The organism is Streptomyces sp. NPDC018045 (genome assembly GCF_044327445.1).
Taxonomy (GTDB): domain Bacteria; phylum Actinomycetota; class Actinomycetes; order Streptomycetales; family Streptomycetaceae; genus Streptomyces.
The window spans coordinates 1-4,606 of sequence record NZ_JBIRFL010000065.1 but is presented as its reverse complement, the minus strand read 5'-3'; the positions used below and the strand labels follow the sequence as shown (position 1 = coordinate 4,606).

Annotated in this window: 2 protein-coding genes; both read right to left on the bottom strand. The window is 74.3% G+C overall.

Going from position 1 to position 4,606, the window contains the following annotated elements; genetic code table 11:
• Positions 1–1,751, bottom strand: a 1,751-nt coding sequence (locus ACH4EB_RS38490) for a type I polyketide synthase (protein ID WP_398353190.1), incomplete at its 3' end; no start/stop codon positions are given.
• Between the two features lie 36 nt (positions 1,752–1,787).
• Positions 1,788–4,606, bottom strand: a 2,819-nt coding sequence (locus ACH4EB_RS38485; protein WP_398353188.1) for a type I polyketide synthase, incomplete at its 5' end; no start/stop codon positions are given.

Sequence of the window (4,606 nt, the reverse complement as noted above, 5' to 3'; positions counted from 1 at the left end):
ACCTCATCCAACGCCCCCGCGAACACCGGAAACCGGCCATACAACTCCCGGCCCATCCCCACCCGCTGCGCACCCTGCCCCGAAAACAGCACCGCGAACTTCCCGGCCGTGTCCTCGGCGAGGCCGCGCGCGACCTCGACGGTCCGGTCGCCTTCGGCCAGGAGCACCGCACGGCGTTCCAGGTGCGCGCGGGAGGTCGCCAGGGAGTAGCCCACGTCGACCGGCGCCGGGCCGGTCAGCTCGGTGATCCGGGCGAGCTGTGCGGCCAGTGCGTCCTCGGACTTCGCGGAGACCGGCCACGGCACGGCCGACGGGACGACCGGTGGTGCGGTCAGCGGCCCTTCGCCGTCCTCGTCGCCGGGCTCCTCGGCGGCCGGTGCCTGCTCGATGATGACGTGGGCGTTGGTGCCACTGATCCCGAACGACGACACACCGGCCCGCCACGGCCGGTCGGCCTTGGGCCACTCCCGGGGCTCCGTCAGCAGCTCCACCGCGCCGGACGACCAGTCGACGTGGGACGAGGGTGCGTCCACGTGCAGGGTCTGCGGCAGCACACCGTGCCGCATGGCCAGGATCACCTTGAGGATTCCCGCCACACCGGCCGCCGCCTGTGTGTGGCCGAGGTTGGACTTCACCGAGCCCAGGAGCAGCGGCCGCTCGGGGTCGCGGTCCTGACCGTACGTGGCCAGCAGGGCCTGGGCCTCGATCGGGTCGCCGAGCGTCGTACCGGTGCCGTGCGCCTCGACCGCGTCCACGTCCGCCGTGGCCAGTCCGGCGTCGGCCAGGGCCTGCTGGATCACGCGCTGCTGGGCGGGGCCGTTGGGCGCCGTCAGGCCGTTGGAGGCGCCGTCCTGGTTGACGGCCGAGCCCCGGACGACGGCGAGGATCTCGTGCCCGTTGCGGCGGGCGTCGGACAGCCGCTCCAGCACCAGGACACCGACGCCCTCGGACCAACCGGTGCCGTCGGCCGCGTCGGCGAACGCCTTGCACCGGCCGTCCGCCGCCAGCCCGCCCTGCCGGCTGAATCCGGCGAAGCTCATCGGTGACGAGAGCACCGTCACACCGCCGGCCAGGGCCAGCGAGCACTCACCGGAGCGCAGCGCGTGGGCCGCCAGGTGCAGGGAGACCAGCGAGGAGGAGCAGGCCGTGTCGACGGTGACCGCCGGGCCCTCCAGGCCGAAGGTGTACGAGAGCCGGCCGGACAGGACGCTGCCCGCGAGGCCGGTGCTGCCGTGCCCCTCGACGTCCTCGCGGGAGTTGAGCACCACGTTGGTGTAGTCGACGCCGTTCGTGCCGACGAAGACACCGGCCTCGGTGCCGCGCAGCGACACCGGGTCGATGCCGGCCCGCTCCAGCGCTTCCCAGGAGGTCTCCAGCAGAATGCGCTGCTGGGGGTCCATGGCGACGGCCTCGCGGGGCGAGATGCCGAAGAAGGCGGCGTCGAACGAGGCCGCGTCCACGAAGCCGCCTTCGGCCGTCGTACTGCTGCCTCCTCCGTCTCCGTCACCGGCGAGCAGGTCCAGGTTCCATCCGCGGTCCGTGGGGAACGCCGAGATGCCGTCGCGTCCGTCGCTCAGCAACTGCCAGAGTTCTTCCGGTGACCGCACGCCGCCCGGCAGCCGGCAGGACATCCCGACGATGGCGATGGGTTCCCGCTGGGCGGACTCAGCCTCCCGAAGCCGTTGGCGGGTCTGGTGCAAGTCGTTCGTGACCCACTTCAGGTAGTCAACGAGCTCGTTGTCGTTCGGCATGACGAGGAACCTTCCGTGAAAAATAGGGGGCCGGACTCAGCGTTCGCTGTGACGCCCGAGTTCGTTGTCGATGAAGGCGAAGATTTCAGCGGTGCTGGCGGCTTCGATCCGCTCGGCGACCTCGGCGCCGTCCTCCTGCGCCGCGGTCCCTCGCCAGGTGTCCAGGAGCTGCGACAGGCGGTGGGTGACGGCGGCCCGGGTGCGGGCGTCGGGCGCGCCGGCGTCGAGTGCGCCGGCGAGCCGTTCGAGTTCCGCGAGGAGGGCCGGGCCGGTGGCGGCCCGGGCTTCGTCCACGAGCCGGGGGACGAGGTGTTCGGCGAGTGCGACGGGGTTGGGGTAGTCGAAGACGAGGGTGGCGGTCAGCCGCAGGCCCGTGGCGGTGGACAGCCGGTTGCGCAATTCGACGGCGGTCAGCGAGTCGAAGCCCAGGTCGTGGAACTCCCGCCGGGCGTCGACCGCCTTGGCCGAGGCGTGCCCGAGGACGGCGGCGGCCTCGGCCCGTACGAGGTCGGTGAGCAGGCGCGTACGGTCCTCCGCCCGCGTCCGCGCCAGTCGGCGGCCGAGCGTGGCGGCGGCTTCGGCGCCGTCCGCGGCGCCGGCGGCCGTCCGCCGGGCGCTCCTGAGCAGGCCCCGGAGCACCGGCGGTACGGTGCCGCCGACCCGGGTGCCGGTGGCGACCGGGCCGACCGGGACGAGGTAGGGCTCGTCGGTCGCGGTGGCGGCGTCGAACAGCGCCAGGCCCTGCTCGGCGGAGAGCGGCGGCACGCCGGTGGCCGAGATCCGCTGGAGGTCGGCCTCGGACAGGGTGCCCGTCATGCCGCTCGCCTGTGCCCACGCGCCCCACGCGAGGGACTGGGCGGGCAGGTCCTGGGCGGTACGGTGCCGGGCCAGGGCGTCGAGGAAGACGTTGCCGGCGGCGTAGTTGCCCTGGCCGGGCGCGCCGATGACGCCGGAGACGGACGAGAAGACGACGAACGCGCCGAGGTCCGTGTTCCGGGTGAGGTCGTGCAGGTGCCAGGCGGTGTCCGCCTTCGGGCGCAGCACGCCCGACAGCCGCTCGGGGGTCAGGGACGTGACCACGCCGTCGTCGAGCACGCCGGCCGCGTGGACCACCGCGGTCAGCGGCCGCGGGAGGGAGTCCAGCAGCCGGCCGAGCGCGGCCCGGTCGGCGGTGTCACAGGCCGCGATCGTCACGTCGGCGCCGAGCGCGGTCAGCTCCGCGCGCAGCTCCACGGCGCCCGGCGCGGTCTCGCCGCTGCGGCTCACCAGGACGAGGTGCTTCATGCCGCGTTCGGCCACGAGGTGCCGGGCCAGGAGTGTGCCCAGGCCGCCTGTGCCGCCGGTGATCAGCGTCGTGCCGTCCGGGTCCCAGGCGGGGCGGCGGGGTGTGGTGTCGTCCGGTGCGGGCAGCCGGGCCAGCCTGCCCACGTGCACTGTGCCATCGCGTACGACGAACTGGGAGTCGCCGGCGGCGAGCAGCGCGGGCAGGCGCGGCAGCACGGTCGGCACTGTCGCGTCCGGCGCGTCCGACGTGTCCACCAGGACGAACCGGTCGGGGTTCTCCGACTGTGCCGATCCCACCAGGCCCCACACCGCCGCGGCCGCCAGGTCGTCGCCGGACGTCGCGCCACGGGTCACGAACACCAGCCGGGACGCGGCGAACCGCTCCCCCGCGAGCCACTCCTGGAGCAGCCCGAGTATCCCGGCGGTCAGTTCGTGCGCCGCGCGCGGAGCTTCGGTTTCCGCGCCCGACACCCGTACCACGACCAGTTCGGGGACGTCCGTCAGCGACGCCAGTCCGCCGGCGTCGAGCGTCACGCTCCGTACCTCGCCGTCGGCCGGGGCTTCGGGGGCCGCCACCCAGTCCAGCCGCAGCAGCGCGCCCTGTTCCGCGTTCGTGCGGCGGCCCGGCCGCTGGACGGGCTTCCTGGCGTCCAGGACCAGCGAGTCCGCCGACAGCACGGGCGCGCCCGTGGCGTCCGCCACGGCGACGGAGCAGGTGTCCTGGCCGGTCCTGACGAGGCGTATGCGCACCGTCGACGCACCACCGGCGTGCAGCTCGACCCCGTTCCAGGCCGAGGGCGCGCGGTCGCCGTCGCGGCCGGCCGCCAGTGTCACCGCTTCCAGCAGCGCCGGGTGCAGGCCGAACTCCTCGGCGTCCGTCACCTGCCCGGGGAGCACGGCTTCGGCGAAGGTCTCGTCGCCGCGGGTCCACAGGGATCGCAGGGTTCGGAACACCGGCCCGTGCTCGACGTCCTCGGTGAAGTCCGCCGGGTCCGCCTCGTCGGCTCCGCTCGGCGGCCACGTCGCGGCGTCGAACGTCGCGGCTGCCGCGGTGGGTTCTGCGGGGGTCAGCGTGCCGTCGGCGTGGTCCGTCCACGGCTGGTCGGCTCCGTCCGCGGGGCGCGAGGAGACCCGCATCTCGCGCGCGCCGTCCGCGTCGGGGGCACCGATCCGCACCTGAAGGAGTACGGCGTCGTCCTCGGCCAGCACGAGCGGCTCGGTGAGGGTGAGGGTGCCGACGCGGTCGCAGCCGACCTGGTCCCCCGCGTGGACGGCCAGGTCGAGGAACCCGGCGGCGGGGAAGACGGACGCTCCGTCCACCACGTGGTCCAGCAGCCAGGGGTGGGTCCGCGTCGACACCCGGCCGGTGAGCAGCAGCCCGCCCGAGTCCGACGGCGGCACCGCCGCACCCAGCAGCGGATGCCGCACGGGCAGCAGCCCGGCGGCCGTCACATCACCAGCGGACGCACTGAGCTTGGGCCAGTACCGCTGGTGCTGGAAGGGGTAGGTGGGCAGGTCGGTGCGGCGGGCACCGGTACCGGCGAACCACCCGGCCCAGTCCACAGGCACAC